Below are 17,950 nucleotides of genomic sequence, written 5' to 3'. Positions count from 1 at the left end.
GCTAATCGCTAGTGTGCTGGCTTATCGCCCGTCTCCCAATAAAAAGGAATTCGCAGTGAAAAACTTCCTTGGCGCCTCCCTTCTCGCCGCTGGCCTGACCTTCGGCAGCCTGGCCAACGCCGCCCCAACCCTGCTGAACGTTTCCTATGACGTGATGCGCGACTTCTACAAAGATTACAACGCCGCGTTCCAGAAGCACTGGCAAGCCGAGCACAACGAGAACATCACCGTGCAAATGTCCTTCGGCGGCTCCAGCAAGCAAGCGCGCTCGGTGATCGACGGGCTGCCGGCGGATGTCATCACGATGAACATGGCCACCGACATTAACGCCTTGGCGGACAACGGCAAGCTGGTTCCGGAAAACTGGGTCACCCGGCTGCCGAACAACAGCGCACCGTTCACCTCGGCCACGGTGTTCATCGTGCGCAAGGGCAACCCGAAAGCGCTCAAGGATTGGCCCGACCTGCTCAAGGACGGCGTGCAAGTGATCGTGCCCAACCCGAAAACCTCCGGTAACGGCCGCTATACCTATCTGTCGGCGTGGGGCTATGTGCTCAAGAACGGTGGTGACGAGAACAAGGCCAAGGATTTCGTCGGCAAGTTGTTCAAGCAGGCGCCTGTGCTGGACACCGGTGGCCGCGCCGCGACGACAACGTTCATGACCAACCAGATCGGCGATGTGCTGGTGACCTTTGAAAACGAAGCGGAAATGATCGCCCGCGAGTTTGGCCGCGACCAGTTCGAAGTGGTCTACCCAAGCGTGTCCGCCGAAGCCGAGCCACCGGTGAGCGTTGTGGATAAAGTGGTCGAGAAGAAAGGCTCCCGAGAAGCCGCCGAGGCGTATCTCAAATTCCTGTGGTCGCCCGAAGGCCAGGAAATCGCCGCCGCCAACTACTTGCGTCCACGGGATCCGGCGGTGCTGGCCAAATACACCGACCGCTTCCCGAAAGTCGACTTCCTGTCGGTAGAGAAAACCTTCGGCGACTGGCGCACCGTGCAGAAGACCCATTTCAATGACGGTGGGGTTTTCGATCAGATCTATAGCGGGCAATGAGGTACTGATACAGCCAGTCCGGCAAACAAGCCCTTGTGGCGAGGGAGCTTGCTCCCTCGCCACAAGGGTATTCGCTGAACCATTAACCACAGGCATGACTGATATCAGTCGCAAAGCCCTGTTCCAGAGCCCTGCAAATCTTTAGCCTCACGCCATCCTTTCAATTGATCGATGAGATTGCCATGAGTGCCCATCCCTCCTCGCCCGGCGTCACCCTGACCCGCGGCATGGTCCTGCTGTTCGCCTTCTGCTGCGGCGCGATCGTTGCCAACATCTACTACGCCCAACCCATCATCGAACTGATCGCCCCCGACGTCGGCTTGTCCAGCACCATGGCCAGCCTGATCGTCTCGCTGACTCAGATCGGTTATGCCCTGGGCCTGTTTTTCCTGGTGCCGTTGGGCGACCTGCTGGAAAACCGGCGCTTGATGATCCTCACCACACTGGTAGCGATAGCCAGCCTGCTGGGCGCGGCGTTCACCGAGCAACCGAACGTGTTCCTCATGGTCTCGCTGCTGGTGGGCTTCAGTTCCGTCTCGGTACAGGTCCTGATTCCGCTGGCCGCGCACCTGGCGCCTGAGGAATCCCGGGGACGGGTCGTCGGTGGGATCATGGGCGGCCTGTTGCTTGGGATCCTGTTGGCTCGGCCGGTCTCCAGCGTCATCGCCGATCATTTCGGCTGGCGGGCGATGTTCATCATCGCGGCCGCACTGATGGCGGCCATCAGCATCGTCCTCGCGTTGACCGTGCCCAAGCGCCAGCCCGACCACAGCGCGTCCTACGTCCAATTGCTGGGCTCGCTCGGCACCTTGTTGCGCCAGCAGCCGCAGTTGCGCCAGCGAGCGTTTTACCAAGCCTGCATGTTCGCCACGTTCAGTCTGTTCTGGACCGCCGTGCCCTTGGAGCTGGCCCGTAACCATGGCCTGTCACAGACGGAAATAGCGCTGTTCGCCCTGGTCGGGGCCATCGGCGCCATCGCCGCGCCGATTGCCGGTCGCCTGGCGGATGCCGGTCATACCCGGATCGCTTCGCTGCTGGCGATGCTGTTCGCCAGCCTGAGTTTCCTGCCGGCCTTCATCCATCCGGCCTACAGCGTGATTGGCCTGGCGGTGACCGGCGTGGTCCTGGATTTCTGCGTACAGATGAACATGGTCCTGGGCCAACGCACCATCTACGCCCTCGACGCCAAGAGCCGCAGTCGACTGAACGCGCTGTACATGACCAGCATCTTCGTCGGCGGCGCATTCGGCTCGTCGATTGCCAGCGCTGTCTATGAACACGGTGGCTGGCTGTGGGTAGTGATCGTCGGCAGCGCCTTCCCGCTGCTGGCATTGCTGCGCTTCTTGAGTGCATCGCAAAAAACGTCGCTGGCAACGGCCTGATACCGACGCGCAAAAAAACGCCCGACAGGTCATGGCCTGTCGGGCCTTCTTTTTATTGGAGAGTTATTGGAACGGTCAGACGCGCACGTTGCCACGCGGCCCTGCAATCGCCCAGATGATCAGGCCCAATACCGGCAGCAGGAGGATCAGCAATACCCAGAGGACCTTCGCCCCGGTTCCCGCGCCACTCTTGAGTACATTGATGATCGCCCAGATATCGAGCGCCAGGATAATCAGGCCTACCAGGCCGTTGAAAGTGGAACCCATGGTGTCGCTCCCGAATGGTGATATGCCCATTTAGGATAGCGGCGCCAGGGCAAGGGTTCCGTTTTATTGCGTCAGACGTGGACCGCGATCTTGAGTGCTTCAAGGGACGGAGCCGCGGCGATGCCCACCTCGGCGCACAATTGCAGTACGCGCGGCACGTCATTGCCGTACACCAGCACCATTTGCAATTCATCGTCCAGCAATTGGCTGAAGTTCATCAGCATATAGCCGCCATTTTCCTTGTTCAGGCTGCTCATCTGGATCTGGATGCGGTTGAGCGCGGTCAGCGCTTCAGTCTTCGCCAGTTGCTTGGGCTTGAGGTTGAACGCGACGCCGGGGCCGAACGAGGCGACAATCTGCTCGAACAACTCGACATAGGTATCTGCCTGGAACAACACGGTATCCGGCAGGCTTCCCACCACCACCCACTCCCCTAGCGGGATCGGGAAGGTGTCGTCGTAGTTGATGTCCGGATTGGCCGCCAGGAAAGCCACTGGGTCCGCGTAGGCCTGGGCCGCCTCATCGGCAATCGTCTCGATCTGCGCCTCGCCCAGGCAGCCGGAGCTGATTTTGCTGATGAGTTCGACGAGTGCGGCTTTCATTGGGCTATTCCTGTGGCGATGTATTTTTGCGGGGGCGAAGGATAGCGCATCCCCCACTCCCTTTGGCGAGGTCAGCCCAACAACTTCTCCAACTGCGCCGTGGTATCCACCGCGCCCATGGTCCTGGCCGCATCCAGGGCCGAGACGCCGTTGGCATCCTTGGCCTTGGGATCGGCGCCTTTACTGATCAGGTAATCGACGATTTCGACCCGGTTGAACATCGCCGCCATCATCAATGCCGTGCGACCGTCGAACGAGGAACCTTCCACTTGCGCGCCGCCATCCACCAAGGCTGAAACCACCGCCAGATCACCCTTGAAAGCCGCACCGGCAATCGGGCTCTGGCCGTTGTCATTGCGGACTTCCGGATCGGCCTTGTGCTCCAGCAAGACTTTTACCGTCTCGACATGCCCGTGGTACGCGGCCAGCATCAGCAAGGTATCGCCCTTGTGGTTGCGCAGGTTCGGCGGCAAGCCTTTGCTCAACAGCGCGGCCATCATCGCGGCGTCGCCCTGGCGGGCAACGTTGAAAACCTGCTCCGCAAATTCCGCTGCCTCTTCCGGGGTCATCTGGCGGCTTGTATCGGACATTGGGAAAACTCCAGTTGGCTCATCGCAAAGCCGCTAGTTTCCCGAGGGACCCTGCGCCTGTCATCCCTTTTTTCTCTGCAACGGCCATAGCCAGAATCAATAGCGAAAGTGTCCGCCCTGGATCCCCATCGACAATTGCCGGTCCACCCGCACATAGGTCGAGCTGTCGGGCAGCCAGGCGTAGATCGGTTCGTCACCCGCCAGGCACGGGTCGAAAGCTTCGGCCTTGAGGCGCGTCTTCTGGTACTTGAAGGTGCCGGTTGTGTCCATCTTCACTTTGATGCGCAAGAACAGTGGTACCGCATAGGCGGGCAATTTGCATTGCAGAAACCGCAGCAGTTCGTTGAAGTCCAGGGTCGCCAGGGATTCGGCCGGGGTAATCGCGGCCATACCGGCGCGCCCATTGGTGCCGTTGATCTCAACGCCATAGGCCACCGCCTCGGCAATCTGCGGATGCTGGAGCAGCACGTTCTCGACTTCCGTGGTGGAAACGTTTTCGCCTTTCCAGCGATAAGTGTCGCCGAGACGATCGACGAATTGCCCGTGACCGAAGCCAATACTGCGCAACAGATCACCGGTATTGAAATAGCGGTCGCCAGGGACGAAGACGTCCCGGTAGATGGTTTTCTCGGTCTTCGCGGGATCGGTGTAGCCATCCAGCGGCGCCTTCTCGTCGATGCGCGCCAATAGCAGGCCCGGCTCACCCTTGGGGACTTTTTGCATGCGTCCTTGCAGGTTGCGCAAGGGGGTCCCGCTGTCGTGGTCGTACTGCACCAACGCCCAGGCCATCAGGGAAAAACCGACGGTATTGTCAAAATTGAGGATATTGGTGAAGCCGATGTTGCCGTCGCTGGCCGCATAAAGCTCACAGATATGCCCGACACCGAAACGTGTCTTGAACGCCGCCCAGGCGCCAGGGCGCAGGCCATTGCCGATCATCTTCGTCACGCGATGCTGCCGGTCCGTGACGCTCGCCGGCTGGTCGATCAGATAGCGGCACAGCTCCCCCACGTACCCCAGGGTAGTCGCGCGATATCGACGCACGTCGCTCCAGAACTGGCTGGCGCTGAACTTGCGGCGGATCGCGAACCCCGAGGCTCCGCAGATCGCCGCGCCCCAGCAGACGCATAACCCGGTGGCGTGATACAGCGGCAGCGTGCAATAGACGATGTCTTCGGGCTTCATGTCCAAGGCGATCAGGCCGAAACTGGTGGACGTGCGCATCCAGCGCCCGTGGCGGAACACCCCTGCCTTCGGGAGGCCCGTGGTGCCGGAGGTATAGAGGTAGAAACAGGGGTCGTTGAAAAATACTCGCTGGCTGTTGGCTGGGTTCTCGCCTGGGTATTGCTCGCTTGCGTGAGTCAGGTCGACAAATCCGCACGGCACCGTGTCGCTCTGCTCGTCAGCCACCCACCAGGTTCGAGCGTCCGGCAGCCCGGTCCGACCGCGCACATCGTTGAACACAGCGACACGCTCATCCCCGACCACCACCGCAACAGGCGTGACCAACGCAAGGCTGTGAACCAGGGCATCCTCGGTTTGCGAGGTGTTGATCATCGCACTGACGGCGCCGACCTTCGCCACCGCGAGCACGGTGACCAGCAGCTGTGGGCGGTTCTCGATAAAGATCGCTACGCAATCGCCCTTCACGATGCCTTGCGCCAACAGGTAATGGGCGATGCGGTTGGCCTGCTCGTTGACCTGTGCATAACTCAGCACCGTATCGCCGCACAGCAGCGCCGCGCCTTGGGGATTGCGTTGCGTGGCCTGCTCGAAGCACCAACCCAGGCCACAGGGCTGGGTGGGGTCCTGGACGTTTGCGAGTTTCATGCCTTTGACAATGCGGGGAACAGCGCTGGCGATGGCGGGCAACTTGCGCAGCATCATGCCCCAGGTAATGGCGTCGCTGGGTGTACGACTCATGGGTGATCCTTCCCCGGCCGACCTTATGGGTCGCGGTTCTTATGTGGGGTTACGCGAAAGCTGGATCGAAAGTACGCCAGCGATTCCAAGGCTGTACATGCGGTTTTTGCAATGTTTTGTATCCGCAGCCTTGGAACAGGCGAAACGTGAGCGCGGGGACACGGTTTGGTTCCAAAAATAATCGCCCGACCACGCAAAATGCAGGATGCACGATGGCCGTTCATGCAAGTTGCACGAAAGCGAAAATCAACCAAATTCATAAGTCTTTGTTTTTTAAGCGCTTTACGATCAATCGAATGCTGGCACAGACACTGCAACACCCCCTCCACGGTTTGCCACACCATGGAGCAATGAACGATGAATATGATTCAAGAGAAGTTTGCATCGCTGTTTTCCAACTACGAAGTCACCACTCAGGCACGCCCGGATGGCGGGATCCTGCTGACCTTGCGCAACAGCGACGGCAAACTGTTCAAACGCACGATTTCCTACGCGCAATTGCACGCCGGGGACCAATTGTCCTGGGCTATCAGTGCGATTCGCCGCGATCTGGCTGAACAAGCCAGCGAGTTGCCGCCGGTGGCGATGCTGCAGAGCCAGCATCGCTTCGCGCTACCGACCTACCACAGCGCCTGACACGCTGTGTTGGGATCAGGCCTGGAACCTCGGTTCCATGGCCTGATTTTTTTTGCCCGACCTTCAGGCGCCGAACCGCGACGGCTCGATGTCGGCAAAGCTTGCCACGGTCTCATGACCGAGCAGTTCGCCACTTTCCCGCGCCAAGCCACAGGTGGCCATCCCGGCCTCACGGGCCGCGTCCAGTTCCTGGACGATGTCCGACAGAAACAGGATCTCGGCCGGCGCAATGCCCATCGCCTCGCTGATCCGCTGGTACGACTGCGTCTCTCTCTTGGGCCCTGACGTGGTGTCGAAATAGCCGCTGAACAACGGCGACAAGTCGCCTGCCTCGGAACAACCGAAAATCAGTTTTTGCGCCTGGATCGAGCCCGAGGAATACACAAACAGCCGATAGCCTTGCTGGTGCCAGTCTTTCAGCGCCTGCACCGCATCCGGATAAACGTGACCTTTCAATTGGCCGGCCTGGTAGCCCTGCTCCCAGACCATGCCCTGCAACGCCTTGAGCGGCGTGGCCTTGCGGTCCTCGGCGATCCAGCCCAGCAGGATCGCGACGACCCGCTCGATGTCAGCGTCCGGCTCGCCGCTGTCTCGACGCACAGCGTCCAGTTGTCCGGCCACGTCGGCGCGTCCGGCGTTGTGCCGGATAAAGTCCGGCAGGTGCTCGGCGGCATAGGGAAACAGCACGTCGAAGACAAAACTCACCGCGCTGGTGGTGCCCTCGATGTCGGTGAGAACGGCTTTGATCGTCACGAAGTCAATCCTCCAGGCGCGGGAAGCGGCTGGCGATGTCGTCGCCAGTGAATTTGGCGACCCAGCCTTCCGGGTTGTTGAACAGGCGGATGGCAACGAAATGCGGGTGTTCGCCCATATCGAACCAGTGCGGCGTGCCGGCGGGCACCGAGATCAAGTCGTTTTTTTCGCACAGGACTGCATAGACGTAATCGTCGATGTGCAAGGTAAACAGGCCACGACCGGCGACGAAGAATCGCACCTCGTCCTCGCCGTGCCGGTGCTCATCGAGGAACTTGGCTCGCAGTTCGGCTTTCTGCGGATGGTCGCTGTTGAGGCTGATGACATCGACCGTGACGTAGCCGCGCTCGATCATCAGCTTGTCGATCTGGGTCTTGTACGCAGCGATCACCTCATCCTGGCTGGCGCCGGGCTGGATTTTCGTCGCGGCTTCCCAACGGTCGAACCGCACGCCTTTTTCGGCCAGGGTCGAGGCGATGTCCTCGAAATGGGTCAGTACCTTGTTCGGAATCTCGGGACTCGAGACGTGGTAGACGGACAGGCTGCTCATGGCAATGGCTCCAGCAATTATCGGTTCAGGAGTGCGCGGGTCTTGAGTTCGCACTCGAACAGGAATTCAAACGCTTCGATCTGGCGCAGCGCATCGTTCATGCCCGGCCCCCAGGTGTACAGGCCGTGGCCGCGGATCAGGTAGCCGACGCAATCGGGATGCGCCTCCAGCCAGGGTTGGACTTTGGCGGCCAGGCGCGCGATGTCCTGGTCGTTGTCGAAAATCGGTACCCGAACGCGGGATTCATGAGTCGTGACGCCGCTGAAGGCTTTTTGCAGTTCGTAGTCTTCAAAGTCGATGAAGGCTTCGCGGGTCAGGCGCGACAGCACCGTGGCATTGACCGAATGGGTGTGCAGCACTGCACCGATCTGCGGGCGCCAGCGATACAACTGCGTGTGCAGCAAGGTTTCGGCCGAAGGTTTCTTGCCCGGTTCCAGGCTGTTGCCATCCAGGTCGGTGGCCAGCACATCGTCGATACCCAGTTGCCCTTTGTGCTTGCCCGATACGGTGAGCAAGGCCTGGTCAGCGGATAAACGGGTCGAATAGTTGCTGCTGGTGGCCGGCGACCAGCCGCGATCGTACAAAAAACGCCCGGCGTCGATGATGTGTTGGGCGAGCTGTTCACGGGTAAGGCTCATGGCCTGTCCTCTTGCATGCGTGTGGCAATGATAACGGCTGCAGCGAAGGCTGCGAGGCTGGCGATGTTGAATGTCCAACCGGCGCCCAAGGCATTCCAGCTGTAGCCGGAATACAGTGCGCCCAACGCCCCGCCAGTCCCGGCAAGCGCGGCGTACAGCGCCTGGCCCTGGCCTTGCTGGCGCGGGCCGAAACTACGTTGCACGAAATGGATGGCAGCGGCGTGAAAACTGCCGAACGTCGCCGCGTGCAACACCTGGGCAAACAACAGTACCCAGAGGAACTCGGCCAGCGAGCCCAGCAGCAACCAGCGCAGCGCCGCCAGCAGGAAACTGACCATGAGCACCCGCCGCACGGAAAACCGCGCCAGGATCCGGCTCATGAACAGGAACACCAACACCTCGGCCACAACGCCGACGGCCCAGAGCACGCCGATCAAACCACGGCTATAGCCCAGGCGCTCCAGGTGCAACGTCAGGAAGGTGTAATACGGCCCATGGCTCATTTGCATCAGGCCGACGCAAGCATAAAACGCCAGCACGCCCGGATTGCGCAATTGCCGCAGGAAACCGTCCCCGGCCACCCGCGGCCCCTGCACCGGCTGGGCGTTGGGCACCCAGAAGCTGCTCAGCACGATGCCGCCCATGATCAAGGCCAGGGCCACCGGGTAGATGTCCAGACTCAGCCATTGGAACAAGCGGCCAAGGACAACCACGGTGATGATGAAACCGATGGAGCCCCACAGGCGGATCTGGCTGTAGCGCGAGGCTTGCCCGCTCAAGTGGGCCAGGGTGATGACCTCGAACTGCGGCAGCACCGCATGCCAGAAGAACGCATGCAGCGCCATGACCATCGCCAGCCAGGCGTAGCTTTTGTCGATGAAGATCAGCGAAAAGCTCAACAGGGTGCAGATCGCGCCGAACCGCACGATCGCCAGGCGCCGGCCCGTGTAGTCCCCCAGCCAGCCCCAGAGGTTCGGCGCCACGCAGCGCATCAGCATGGGAATCGCCACCAGCTCGCCGATGCGCGCCGCGTTGAATCCCAGGTGATCGAAGTACAGCGCCAGGAACGGCGCAGTCGAACCGAGCAAGGCGAAATAGAACAGGTAGAAACTGGAAAGCCGCCAGTACGGCAACGCCGCCATGGTCGTCAGGCCACGGCGGTCGGCAGGCCAGCCATCAAAGCTGACCCAGCACCGGCGTGCCGACTTTGACGTCGGCGTTCTGGCCGCGATGGCGCAACAGATGATCCATCAGCACGATCGCCATCATCGCTTCGGCGATCGGCGTGGCGCGAATGCCCACGCACGGGTCATGGCGGCCCTTGGTGATGACATCGACCGGGTTGCCATGAATATCGATGGAGCGGCCCGGCGTGGTGATGCTGGACGTCGGTTTCAGCGCCAGGTGGGCGACGATCGGCTGGCCCGAGGAGATGCCGCCGAGGATGCCGCCGGCGTTGTTGCTCAGGAAACCTTGCGGGGTCAGTTCGTCACGGTGCTCGGTGCCGCGTTGGGCGACGCAGGCAAAACCGGCGCCGATTTCCACGCCCTTCACCGCGTTGATGCTCATCAGCGCGTGGGCCAGTTCGGCGTCGAGGCGATCGAAGATCGGCTCGCCCAGGCCAGGCATCACGCCTTCGGCGACCACGGTGATCTTCGCACCGACCGAATCCTGGTCACGGCGCAACTGGTCCATGTAGGCCTCCAGCTCCGGCACTTTGTCCGGGTCGGGGCTGAAGAAGGCATTCTGCTCCACCGAATCCCAGGTCTTGAACGGGATTTCGATCGGGCCCAGTTGGCTCATGTAGCCGCGGATGACAATGCCCTGGCTCGCCAGGTATTTCTTGGCGATCGCCCCGGCCGCCACGCGCATCGCGGTTTCCCGGGCCGAGCTGCGTCCGCCGCCGCGGTAGTCGCGCTCGCCATATTTGTGGTGGTAGGTGTAATCGGCGTGAGCCGGGCGGAAAAGGTCCTTGATGGCCGAGTAGTCCTTGGACTTCTGGTCGGTGTTGCGGATCAGCAGGCCGATGGCGCAGCCGGTGGTGCGCCCTTCGAAGACGCCGGAAAGGATTTCGACTTCATCGGCTTCCTGGCGCTGGGTGGTGTGGCGACTGGTGCCGGGCTTGCGGCGGTCCAGGTCACGCTGAAGGTCTTCCAGGGAAATCTCCAGGCCCGGCGGGCAGCCGTCGACAATGGCGACCAACGCCGGGCCATGGCTTTCGCCCGCGGTGGTGACAGTGAACAGCTTGCCGTAGGTATTGCCGGACATGCAGGGTGCTCCGAGAAATCGCTGAAAGATCGAGATGGGCGCCAGTATACGCAGGCTCCCCGAGTAGTTCATCCTCGAACCTTATCGGTGCCCGCCAGTCCAACCGGCACCTTCGCAACTCATGGCGTCATGATGTTAAAACTGATCGTGTTGAGCCTTACCCTCTTCACTGGCCTGGCCTGCAGCCTTGCCCAGGCCACCGTGCTGCAACGTCCCATCAGCCTCGACACTGGCAACGGTGAACTTTTCGGCTCCCTGCTGCTGCCAAAATCCGACACGCCGGTGCCCGTTGTCCTGATCATTTCTGGCTCAGGCCCTACGGATCGTGACGGAAACAACCCCGAAGGCGGGCGCAACGACAGCCTCAAGCGCCTGGCCTGGGTGCTCGCCCGGCAGAATATCGCCAGCGTGCGCTACGACAAGCGCGGCGTGGCTGCCAGCCTCGCGGCCACCCCGGACGAACGCAACCTGAGCGTCGAAGCCTACGTCGCCGACGCCGTGGCCTGGAGCCACAAGCTGGCCGCCGATCCACGACTGGGCCCGTTGATCCTGCTGGGCCACAGCGAAGGCGCGCTGATTGCCAGCCTCGCGGCGCCCCAGGCCAACGCGGCGGCGGTCATTTCGGTGGCCGGCAGCGCTCGTCCGATCGACCAGGTCTTGCGTCAGCAACTCAGCGCCCGCCTGCCCCCGCCGTTGATGCTGCGCAGCAACGAGTTGCTCGACAGCCTCAAGGCCGGCCGCCCCGACCCCAATGTTCCCCCTCAATTGCAGGTCATCTTTCGCCCAAGCGTGCAGCCCTACCTGATGTCGCTGTTCCGCCAGGACCCGGCCCAGGCCTTCGCAGCCTTGAAGATGCCGGCCCTGATCATCCAGGGCAGCCACGATATCCAGGTCAGCGTCGACGATGCCCGGCAATTGAAAGCGGCCAAACCCGACGCGGAGCTGGCGTTGATCAAAGGCATGAACCATGTGATGCGCATCGTGCCCAACGACGTGAAGCGGCAACTGGCCTCCTACAAGGATCCGAACCTGCCACTGGCGGCGGAGCTGGGGACGCACATCCTGCGCTTTATCGGCTCGATCGTTGCCCATTGAGCACATGGGGCCGCGATACAGGCCAATTGCCCTCCAGTCCTGGCAAAAACGGCCGATAAACCGGTGTCGGACAGCGCAACGGCTGTCGACAAGCCGGCCTGGACAGGATTTTTGCCGTTATGACTGAAACTCAGACTTCTCCCGACACCGCCGCCGAAACGGCCGCGCCAGCAGCTCCATCGGCGCCAGAGCTGCCTTGGGCGGACGTTGAGGCCGAGCACCACAAGATGCTCCGGCTGGCCCCGCTCAAGACCGACCGCGCCACCGGTGCGCGGCCCTTGCGGTTTGTCGAGTTCAGCTATGCCGAACGCCACAGCAAGGAACGCAGCTTGCTGCGCATGATCATCCGCTTGCCTGGGCAACGGGTGCGCAAGGAGCAGAATCATCTGGATGTCTGGGCCGATCATGTCGAGAAGCGCCTGTTCTTTTCGCCGGACAGCTTGCAAGTCGAGCCCTTGAACCGAGGCATCGGCCGCTTCCTCGCCGCGCAAGGGATCACCTGGGCCAAGAAGCGCTGGTCGGGCTATCGGGTCGAAGGCACCGATCTGAACAACAAGGACGCGCTGAACGAAGACACCCGCCTGCGCCGTGATCACTTCCTCAAGGCCCACGGTTTCGAAGTGGTCTATGCCGACGCCCAACATCTCAAGGGCAGCGTCAAGCAAACACAAGTCGGTGACCTGCTGGGCGACTGGAACGCCGAGAAGCTGCAATTCGTCGAGATCCTCGAAGCCGCGCAGATGCTGCAACAGGCCGAGCAGAACCTGGCGGAGCAGGAAGTCAAACTGCAGAAGCAGGAAGAGAAGGTCAATAAATTCAAGCGTGAAGACACTGGCCTGCGCTTCACCATCACTTGCCTGGTGGCGTTTGCTATGTTCCAGGCAGGGCTGTTGATCTGGATCGCTACGCGGCATTGATCACAGCGTTGAACGCAAGGGATAGCTTTGATCCCGTGGCGAGGGAGCAAGCTCCCCGCCACCAACGCAGCCCGCCGATGAACGGACTCAAACCCGCGAAGCGAACAACGCCTGGTGCTGGCGGCACTGTTCGGCACTGAGCATGAACACACCGTGCCCACCGCGCTCGAACTCCAGCCAGGCGAAGTCAACTTCCGGGTACAGCGCCTCGACATGCACCTGGCTGTTGCCCACCTCGACGATCAACAACCCTTTTTCCGTCAGATGATCAGCCGCTTCGGCCAGCATCCGACGTACCAGGTTCAAGCCATCGTCGCCACAGGCCAGGCCCAGCTCAGGCTCGTGCTGGTATTCCTGGGGCATGTCGGCGAAATCCTCCGCATCGACATAGGGCGGGTTCGACACGATCAGGTCGAAACGTTGCCCCGGCAACCCATCGAAACCATCGCCCTGGACCGTAAACACCCGCTCATCCACACCGTGGCGCTCGATGTTCTGGTTGGCGACTTCCAGCGCCTCGAACGACAGGTCGGCCAATACCACCTCAGCCTCGGGAAACTCATAGGCGCAGGCAATCCCGATGCAACCGGAGCCAGTGCACAGGTCGAGGATTCGCGCAGGCGCCTGGCCCAACCAAGGCTCGAAGTGTTTTTCAATCAACTCACCGATGGGCGAACGCGGAATGAGCACGCGCTCGTCGACGATGAACGACATCCCGCAGAACCAAGCCTCGCCCAGCAAGTAGGCGGCTGGGATACGCTCTGCGATGCGGCGGTGCAACAGGCGCTGCACGTGCACCAATTCCTCGTCCTCGAGGCGGCAATCCAGGTAGCTGTCGGCAATTTCCCACGGCAGGTGCAATGCACCCAACACTAGTTGGCGCGCCTCGTCCCAGGCGTTGTCGGTGCCATGGCCAAAGAACAGATCCTCCCCATGGAAACGGCTGACGGCCCAACGGATATGGTCGCGCAGGGTACGAAGGCGGGAAGTGATCACGACGGCAAACTCCAGAAAAATCGACGGGCGAGTCTACCAGCCAAACGTGTGCCTACCCAAACGCGACCCGAAGCCTAAAGAAAACAGTGTTTCAAACGTAGGAATCATCCGTTTTCTGCGCGCCCCATTGAACAAGCTGTCGATCTTGACAAGGCTGTAGGCCAGCAACGACGGCGCTTGCGATGGAAGCGATTCACAGAACCGCTCCGCCAGAGGAGAATGTCGCAAAAGCCCCACTCGAAGGAGCCCCAGAATGTCCGTTCCAAAAACGATGTTTCAACTCAGCGGCCGCGGTTACGCAGCGGCCAACCTGAGTCAAGCGACGCTGATCATCATCGATGCCCAGAAAGAATACCTCGCCGGTCCCCTGGCCCTGAGCGGCATGGATGCAGCAGTCGCGAACATCAAGCAACTGCTCGGCGCAGCCCGGTCCGCCGGGCGGCCAATCGTGCATGTGCGCCACTTGGGCACCCATGGCGGGCTGTTCGATCCACAGGGCGAGCGCGGCGAGTTCATTCCGGGCCTTGAACCCCTGGGCGACGAAACCGTGATTGAAAAACTGCTGCCCAGCGCTTTCCATGGCACCGACCTGAAGAAGCGCCTGGAAGACCTCGGCCCCCTGGACCTGATCGTCTGCGGTTTCATGAGCCATTCCAGCGTCAGCACCACCGTGCGCGCCGCCAAGAACCTGGGTTTCCGCTGCACCCTGGTCGAAGACGCCTGCGCCACCCGCGACCTGCCGCACAAGGGCGGCGTGCTCAGCGCCGAACACGTGCACCAGACTGAAATGGCGATCATGGCCGATAACTTCGCCACGCTGGCCCTGACCCGCGACTTCACCTGACAGCTTCGGTGAGCGGCTTGCTGCGCCGCTCATCCGCAAAAGCCTCTCATTTCCTTCAATTGACCTAGTGTCAGGAACAACCCGAACATCTTCCGGTCGAAGGGCCGATACCCATTGAGGAAGGTCGGAATGAAGATATCCGATGGTTTTGACGCACGTCGCTTGCGGCCCAAAGGCCCGAGCAACTGGCGATTTCGTATCGGCGCGGGGATCGCGGCGCTGCTGGCAACGCTGGGTGTGCTGCTGGCGATGGCCGGTGCCGCCAGCCTGCTCGGCCGCCCACCCGCGCTGGGTGAGCTGAACGCCACCCCGCTGGGTTCGGCGATCATCCTGGCAGTCGGCCTGTTGGTACTGCTGCTGGGCGTCTGGCTCTGGCGCCGTTGCCGCCGTCGCGCCCGCCAATCCCTGGAGCTGGCCATGGCTCCGCACCTGATGAAAAAGCACGACTGATCCCGCCATCCGACGTTTTGTCGCGCCCTATCCCACCGGAGTTGGGTAAACTGGCCGGCCTTCGCGGAGGCTGACATGCAAGACGACGACTTTTCCCTGTTCAAAAGTGCGATCCAGGGCGTAAAACCAATCAAACACGATCGCGCCGAAACGGGCAAACCCAAGGCCGATCGCGCACAGATCGCCAAGCTGCGCCAAGCCGCCACCGTACGCACCGACGCCACGACCGTGGACGGGTTGTCCGATCAGTTCGTCATCGACGTCGGCCCTGAAGACGAGTTGATGTGGGCGCGCGACGGCGTACAGGAAAGCCAGATGCGCAAGCTCAAGGTCGGCCAGATTCCTTTCGAAGGCAGCCTCGACCTGCACGGCATGACCGTCGAAAAGGCCCGGGAGACCCTTTGGGCGTTCCTGGCCGAAGCCACCAGATTCGAAATCCGCTGTGTGCGCGTCACCCACGGCAAGGCCGTGCGACTGGACGGCAAGCGGCCGATGATCAAGAGCCACGTCAACACTTGGCTGCGCCAGCATCCGCAAGTGCTTGGCTTCACCTCCTGCCAGGCGAAACACGGCGGCGCTGGAGCGGTGTACGTGATGCTCAAGCGCACCATGATGGAAGGCCGCGACGAGTAACCCCTCGATTGCCGAGCTTGCAGCGCCGTGTCCGCCACCGTACCCTTGCCCTTTGCGTAAAATCCCACAGGTAGTTTCATGTCTCTGGAACAGAATTGCACCGCTATGTGGGGTGAGTTCAGGTTGGTATTCAGAGGTAATGGAATCGGGGATTGTGTGCTTAGCGCTACCTAATTTTTCTCGCCAAAACACAACGATTGGTACAGAAATTGGTACGAGTACTCATGCATCCCAGAGCCCCGTGTCGTCTGCAACGACACGGGGCTTTTTCTTAGCTGGAAACATCCTCTTTTACTCGCTCGGTGTTGACTTTTGACCAGAAGCGGAAGTTCGATCAAGGGCTGGTTCCAGGCAATAGTATGGCAGGCAACGACCTAAAGCAGACGATCAGCGCAGAGGCAGATATCTGCCAGGATAGACAGATATCCCCTGACTTACCCCCATGATATCGTTGGTTGGAAAATATCTGCGTGTGAAGGATCGTCTTTTCCCGAGCTGGGCGAGCCCCTTTGTCGAGCTCACTTTTAGCGCACGACACCTGGACATGATATTGACCTAACCCAATCTAGACAACTTTACAGATTTTGGAAACTGGTAGATCTAACTATCTCGAGCCCAACGGCAAGGCGATGCGCTTTGAGTACATACAGTTCCTACTGGAGCAGGACGAATAATGACATTCAAAAATAGAATGCAAGAGCTTGGATTCTGGGCCGCACCAAAAAAGGGAACTAGCGCTTACGAGGCCATTATCAAAAGGATGGATGATAAACAAAAAGACCCTTATTTCAAGAAGAAGATACAAGAGATATTTGAAAAATCTTCAGCGCTCTGCTTTATTCAAAACCTTAACGGTGCCGGGCTACCTCAGGATACAATGATCCGTGAATACAACAAGGAATACAATAGCCGGCTATTCAACCATTCAATACATGACATGCCTTCCTCCTTTAATACGGCCGAGGCATTTACACGATTTCTGCCCGACCTTAGTGTGTTCAAATTATTGCGTGAAGTTGATCATATTGTATCCTTTGTAGACTATCTTGACTTTGTAACTTCAGACGATGACGGCTTGAAGGACCTTGCCGGATTAAGTTTTATGGAGGAAAATGTTATATATTCGTACAATGGCTCCCACGACCCCGAAGAGCTTACGTTCCAGTGCGCGGGGGCATCAGTCTTTGCGGTATCAGGTGTATCGCTGGTTAAACATGGAACCGAAGTTAATGTTTTGATGCTTGCTGGTCAGAAATGTAACTTGGATGAGAAAACGTCCGAATTAGAAGCTGCTTTTTTAAATCTAAAGCCCGCTGGGCACCGACAACATATAAAGCCCTCCGAAGACCTGCATATTGAAGCGGTTCCATTGATTGAAGGAACATCGCTTTGGAAAACGATAGTTATGTGCCGTATCGACACTATAGGTTCTTCAATCGATGTTAGATATATTGCGCACGACTGTGGCATTAGTTTCCAATCAATGACAGATGACATATCAGTTTTCTTGAATTCCGACGGCTCATTTCTAGACGACAGGTTTAAGGACATACTAGAAAAACACGCGAAAGACCTATCAGAATATCAATCTCTATTCGAGTTCATCAAGGTGTGTTTAAACCTACCTCTTTATGTAACTCGAAATGAAGAACTGATCAAAATTGAACGACACCCGACCGAATATAAAGACATTCGCGGCAAGCTAAAGTATAAGAAGTTGGATAAATATGCGCCTCCAGGTGAAAAAGTAGCTCTTCGCAACGTATTATTCATTCAACCTTCTCAAAAAGATGGAGCATCAAGCAAAATCTTTTATTCGCCAGGTATAAAGATAGAGACCTCCGGTTATTGGAAAAAACTGCCACTGGACGTCTTAGGGCAGGATAAAGTTGGCCAGCCCATTCATGGTAGAACCTGGGTTGAAAAGCGAATTAGCTGGGTGGAGGAAAGCACGAAGAGCAAGCCTATCAAAACATCAAATATCGCAAGAAGCCACCTAAGAAATCCCGGGTTTATTTATGTCATGAGATGTGCTGCTCACGGAAAAGATATTTTCAAGGTAGGGCTGACTAGTCGCACAACCGACCTTCGCTCAAGTGAGCTAACATCATCTACCTCGGCACCGGATCAGTTCTTGGTCGTCGAAGAATGGGAAGTTAAAGATTGTGAGCTTGCAGAGCGGATAATTCATGAAAGACTTGAGCAGTATCGCATTAATCCAAAGAGAGAGTTCTTCCAGGCACGGTACAGTATCATTTGTTCCGTGATCAGGGACGTCATCTCCGAGCTTGACCCCTCGCTAAATAACGACTAATAATGATTATGGTGGCTTATTTATCCGGCATTTGTTAT

Annotated in this window: 19 protein-coding genes; 9 read left to right on the top strand and 10 right to left on the bottom strand. The window is 59.3% G+C overall.

Annotated features, from left to right (window positions below; translation table 11 throughout):
* Positions 1-55: 55 nt before the first annotated feature.
* Complete coding sequence (locus tag VQ575_RS07475) at positions 56-1,054, top strand: sulfate ABC transporter substrate-binding protein (RefSeq protein WP_045156630.1); 999 nt, start codon at positions 56-58, stop codon at positions 1,052-1,054.
* Positions 1,055-1,236: 182 nt separating this feature from the next.
* Positions 1,237-2,436: an MFS transporter gene (locus VQ575_RS07470; protein ID WP_039594394.1), complete on the top strand. Its 1,200-nt coding sequence runs from the start codon at positions 1,237-1,239 to the stop codon at positions 2,434-2,436.
* Positions 2,437-2,511: 75 nt separating this feature from the next.
* Here VQ575_RS07470 and VQ575_RS07465 read toward each other — a convergent pair whose 3' ends face one another.
* From VQ575_RS07465 to VQ575_RS07450, 4 genes are all read right to left on the bottom strand, one after another.
* Complete coding sequence (locus VQ575_RS07465; RefSeq protein ID WP_039594393.1) at positions 2,512-2,703, bottom strand: PLDc N-terminal domain-containing protein; 192 nt, start codon at positions 2,701-2,703, stop codon at positions 2,512-2,514.
* A gap of 71 nt (positions 2,704-2,774) precedes the next feature.
* Positions 2,775-3,305: a hypothetical protein gene (locus tag VQ575_RS07460; protein WP_325919387.1), complete on the bottom strand. Its 531-nt coding sequence runs from the start codon at positions 3,303-3,305 to the stop codon at positions 2,775-2,777.
* 71 nt (positions 3,306-3,376) lie between these two features.
* Entirely contained in the window at positions 3,377-3,895 is a 519-nt protein-coding gene (locus VQ575_RS07455) for an ankyrin repeat domain-containing protein (protein ID WP_039594391.1), read from the bottom strand.
* Positions 3,896-3,991: 96 nt separating this feature from the next.
* Positions 3,992-5,818: a long-chain-acyl-CoA synthetase gene (locus VQ575_RS07450; protein ID WP_039594390.1), complete on the bottom strand. Its 1,827-nt coding sequence runs from the start codon at positions 5,816-5,818 to the stop codon at positions 3,992-3,994.
* 357 nt (positions 5,819-6,175) lie between these two features.
* On the opposite strand from VQ575_RS07450, the gene VQ575_RS07445 reads away from it, so the two are divergent.
* Positions 6,176-6,454, top strand: coding sequence for a DUF3509 domain-containing protein (locus VQ575_RS07445; protein ID WP_030142324.1), 279 nt, complete (start codon positions 6,176-6,178; stop codon positions 6,452-6,454).
* Between the two features lie 63 nt (positions 6,455-6,517).
* Here VQ575_RS07445 and mtnC read toward each other — a convergent pair whose 3' ends face one another.
* From mtnC to aroC, 5 genes are read right to left on the bottom strand one after another with little or no spacing between them, the layout of a single operon-like run.
* On the bottom strand, positions 6,518-7,207 hold the full coding sequence (gene mtnC, locus VQ575_RS07440; protein ID WP_325919386.1) for an acireductone synthase: 690 nt from the start codon (positions 7,205-7,207) through the stop codon (positions 6,518-6,520).
* Between the two features lie 4 nt (positions 7,208-7,211).
* A complete protein-coding gene (locus VQ575_RS07435) occupies positions 7,212-7,757 on the bottom strand; it encodes a 1,2-dihydroxy-3-keto-5-methylthiopentene dioxygenase (protein ID WP_045156633.1) in 546 nt (181 codons plus the stop codon).
* A 17-nt stretch (positions 7,758-7,774) separates the two neighbouring features.
* Entirely contained in the window at positions 7,775-8,395 is a 621-nt protein-coding gene (locus VQ575_RS07430) for a methylthioribulose 1-phosphate dehydratase (protein ID WP_045156634.1), read from the bottom strand.
* Positions 8,392-9,537 carry an MFS transporter gene (locus VQ575_RS07425; protein ID WP_039594386.1) on the bottom strand — a complete coding sequence of 382 codons (1,146 nt, stop codon included), beginning with the start codon at positions 9,535-9,537 and terminating at the stop codon, positions 8,392-8,394. The genes VQ575_RS07430 and VQ575_RS07425 overlap by 4 nt, the downstream gene beginning before the upstream one ends.
* A gap of 34 nt (positions 9,538-9,571) precedes the next feature.
* The gene (gene aroC / locus VQ575_RS07420; RefSeq protein ID WP_039594385.1) at positions 9,572-10,663 is read right to left on the bottom strand and encodes a chorismate synthase; all 1,092 of its coding nucleotides are present in this window, start codon (positions 10,661-10,663) and stop codon (positions 9,572-9,574) included.
* Positions 10,664-10,792: 129 nt separating this feature from the next.
* Here aroC and VQ575_RS07415 point away from each other — a divergent pair, with 129 nt between their 5' ends.
* Together VQ575_RS07415 and VQ575_RS07410 are read left to right on the top strand one after the other, a co-directional pair.
* The gene (locus VQ575_RS07415; protein ID WP_045156635.1) at positions 10,793-11,758 is read left to right on the top strand and encodes an alpha/beta hydrolase; all 966 of its coding nucleotides are present in this window, start codon (positions 10,793-10,795) and stop codon (positions 11,756-11,758) included.
* Positions 11,759-11,877: 119 nt separating this feature from the next.
* Entirely contained in the window at positions 11,878-12,675 is a 798-nt protein-coding gene (locus tag VQ575_RS07410; RefSeq protein WP_039594383.1) for a hypothetical protein, read from the top strand.
* Positions 12,676-12,762: 87 nt separating this feature from the next.
* On the opposite strand, the gene prmB is transcribed toward VQ575_RS07410, so the two are convergent.
* The gene (gene prmB, locus VQ575_RS07405; protein ID WP_039594382.1) at positions 12,763-13,671 is read right to left on the bottom strand and encodes a 50S ribosomal protein L3 N(5)-glutamine methyltransferase; all 909 of its coding nucleotides are present in this window, start codon (positions 13,669-13,671) and stop codon (positions 12,763-12,765) included.
* A gap of 253 nt (positions 13,672-13,924) precedes the next feature.
* Between prmB and VQ575_RS07400 the strand changes: the two genes are divergently transcribed.
* The 4 genes from VQ575_RS07400 to VQ575_RS07385 all read left to right on the top strand — a co-directional run bounded on the left by VQ575_RS07400 (position 13,925) and on the right by VQ575_RS07385 (position 17,912).
* Positions 13,925-14,515: a cysteine hydrolase family protein gene (locus VQ575_RS07400; protein ID WP_039594381.1), complete on the top strand. Its 591-nt coding sequence runs from the start codon at positions 13,925-13,927 to the stop codon at positions 14,513-14,515.
* Between the two features lie 129 nt (positions 14,516-14,644).
* Entirely contained in the window at positions 14,645-14,965 is a 321-nt protein-coding gene (locus VQ575_RS07395; RefSeq protein WP_045156638.1) for a hypothetical protein, read from the top strand.
* Between the two features lie 75 nt (positions 14,966-15,040).
* Positions 15,041-15,598, top strand: a complete 558-nt coding sequence (locus VQ575_RS07390) for a Smr/MutS family protein (protein ID WP_045156639.1) — start codon at positions 15,041-15,043, stop codon at positions 15,596-15,598.
* Between the two features lie 673 nt (positions 15,599-16,271).
* On the top strand, positions 16,272-17,912 hold the full coding sequence (locus VQ575_RS07385) for a GIY-YIG nuclease family protein (protein WP_325919385.1): 1,641 nt from the start codon (positions 16,272-16,274) through the stop codon (positions 17,910-17,912).
* Positions 17,913-17,950 lie beyond the last annotated feature (38 nt).

The organism is Pseudomonas frederiksbergensis, assembly GCF_035751725.1.
GTDB classification, from domain to species: domain Bacteria; phylum Pseudomonadota; class Gammaproteobacteria; order Pseudomonadales; family Pseudomonadaceae; genus Aquipseudomonas; species Aquipseudomonas frederiksbergensis_A.
The sequence above is the reverse complement of the archived record's forward strand: the minus strand, read 5'-3'. Positions and strand labels throughout refer to the sequence as shown.

Excerpts from the sequence above, each read along its gene's own strand:
- VQ575_RS07470 (WP_039594394.1), top strand. The coding sequence starts at position 1,237 with ATGAGTGCCCATCCCTCCTCGCCCGGCGTCACCCTGACCCGCGGCATG.
- VQ575_RS07465 (WP_039594393.1), bottom strand. The coding sequence starts at position 2,703 with ATGGGTTCCACTTTCAACGGCCTGGTAGGCCTGATTATCCTGGCGCTC.
- VQ575_RS07460 (WP_325919387.1), bottom strand. The coding sequence starts at position 3,305 with ATGAAAGCCGCACTCGTCGAACTCATCAGCAAAATCAGCTCCGGCTGC.
- VQ575_RS07455 (WP_039594391.1), bottom strand. The coding sequence starts at position 3,895 with ATGTCCGATACAAGCCGCCAGATGACCCCGGAAGAGGCAGCGGAATTT.
- VQ575_RS07450 (WP_039594390.1), bottom strand. The coding sequence starts at position 5,818 with ATGAGTCGTACACCCAGCGACGCCATTACCTGGGGCATGATGCTGCGC.
- VQ575_RS07445 (WP_030142324.1), top strand. The coding sequence starts at position 6,176 with ATGAATATGATTCAAGAGAAGTTTGCATCGCTGTTTTCCAACTACGAA.
- VQ575_RS07435 (WP_045156633.1), bottom strand. The coding sequence starts at position 7,757 with ATGAGCAGCCTGTCCGTCTACCACGTCTCGAGTCCCGAGATTCCGAAC.
- VQ575_RS07430 (WP_045156634.1), bottom strand. The coding sequence starts at position 8,395 with ATGAGCCTTACCCGTGAACAGCTCGCCCAACACATCATCGACGCCGGG.
- VQ575_RS07425 (WP_039594386.1), bottom strand. The coding sequence starts at position 9,537 with ATGGCGGCGTTGCCGTACTGGCGGCTTTCCAGTTTCTACCTGTTCTAT.
- aroC (WP_039594385.1), bottom strand. The coding sequence starts at position 10,663 with ATGTCCGGCAATACCTACGGCAAGCTGTTCACTGTCACCACCGCGGGC.
- VQ575_RS07415 (WP_045156635.1), top strand. The coding sequence starts at position 10,793 with ATGATGTTAAAACTGATCGTGTTGAGCCTTACCCTCTTCACTGGCCTG.
- VQ575_RS07410 (WP_039594383.1), top strand. The coding sequence starts at position 11,878 with ATGACTGAAACTCAGACTTCTCCCGACACCGCCGCCGAAACGGCCGCG.
- VQ575_RS07400 (WP_039594381.1), top strand. The coding sequence starts at position 13,925 with ATGTCCGTTCCAAAAACGATGTTTCAACTCAGCGGCCGCGGTTACGCA.
- VQ575_RS07395 (WP_045156638.1), top strand. The coding sequence starts at position 14,645 with ATGAAGATATCCGATGGTTTTGACGCACGTCGCTTGCGGCCCAAAGGC.
- VQ575_RS07390 (WP_045156639.1), top strand. The coding sequence starts at position 15,041 with ATGCAAGACGACGACTTTTCCCTGTTCAAAAGTGCGATCCAGGGCGTA.
- VQ575_RS07385 (WP_325919385.1), top strand. The coding sequence starts at position 16,272 with ATGACATTCAAAAATAGAATGCAAGAGCTTGGATTCTGGGCCGCACCA.